At 58.7% G+C, this 1,221-nt stretch carries 1 protein-coding gene; it reads left to right on the top strand.

The window, feature by feature from the left end; genetic code table 11:
• Positions 1-118 precede the first annotated feature (118 nt).
• Positions 119-1,171: an IS481 family transposase gene (locus ACGTN6_RS20525; RefSeq protein ID WP_394594904.1), complete on the top strand. Its 1,053-nt coding sequence runs from the start codon at positions 119-121 to the stop codon at positions 1,169-1,171.
• The last annotated feature ends 50 nt before the right edge of the window (positions 1,172-1,221 follow it).

The following is a 1,221-nucleotide window of genomic DNA, read 5'->3' as shown; positions in this document are numbered from 1 at the left end:
TGAGTTGTGACGGTATTTACCTGACAGTTGGCCACTGAAAGCGAAGTGGCCATAGCGCTCCCCGTGGGTTATAGGACGAGTGTCTGACGCTCGGCTGTAACACCATGAGGAAACGACTATGACCACCGAGGAAAAAGTAGCACGGCGCAAGCTCAGCCTCCTAGAGTTGGCCAAAGATCTCCAAAATGTCAGCAAGGCCTGCAAGCTGATGGGCTACTCGCGACAGCAGTTCTATGAGATACGGCGCAACTATCAAACCTTCGGCTCCGATGGGCTGATCGACAAGCTGCCCGGACCGCGCGGACCACATCCCAACCGCGTCAGTGAAGAGATCGAAACGGCCATCCTCGAGCACAGCCTGGCCTTCCCCACCCACGGCCCGGTTCGCGTCGCTCAAGAACTGGCGCTACGCGGCATCCAGGTGAGCTCTACCGGCGTGCGAGGTGTCTGGGGGCGTCATGACTTGTTGACCCGTCATGAGCGCCTGCTGCGCCTCGAGCGCGCCACGCGTGAGCAGAAAATCGAGCTCACTGAAGACCAGATACGCCACCTGGAGCGCTTCAGTCCCGAATTCCGTGAACGCCACATCGAGGTGCATCACACCGGTGAACTGGTGGCCGTCGACACCTTCTTCGTCGGCACGCTCAAGGGCGTCGGTAAGGTCTACCTGCAGTCCGTCATCGACTGCTTCAGCCGCTACGCCTGGGGCCGCCTGTACACCAACAAACTACCCATCACAGCCGTGCATGTGCTCAACAACGACGTGCTGCCCTTCTTCGAGTCGCACAACACCAGAATTAGCACCGTGCTGAGCGACAACGGCCGAGAATTCTGCGGCCGCAAGGATCATCACCCATACGAACTGTTCCTTCAGCTCGAAGAGATCGAGCACCGCACGACCAAGGTGCGCAGGCCGCAGAGCAATGGCTTCGTCGAGCGGCTTCACCGAACGCTCCTCGACGAGCACTTCCGAATCCAGGGGCGCACCAAGTGGTACGAAGCCGTGGAGGAGATGCAGCAGGACCTGGATGACTACCTCATCACCTACAACACGAAGCGTCCCCACCAAGGGCGCAACATGAAGGGGATGACGCCCTATGCCGCGTTCAAGAAAGGGCTCCCCAAATCAGCGAAGAAGGAGCCCAGGAAAACGACGGAAAACACTGCTTAACTATAGGGGCCCCACGGGGGCATGTGTCAGGTAATAACCATCACTGTACA

This window comes from Halomonas sp. B23F22_20 (assembly GCF_043496985.1).
Taxonomy (GTDB): Bacteria; Pseudomonadota; Gammaproteobacteria; order Pseudomonadales; family Halomonadaceae; genus Halomonas.
This window is presented reverse-complemented; position numbering and strand designations above follow the sequence as displayed.

Coding starts and splice junctions, on each gene's coding strand:
- ACGTN6_RS20525 (WP_394594904.1), top strand. CDS start 119: ATGACCACCGAGGAAAAAGTAGCACGGCGCAAGCTCAGCCTCCTAGAG.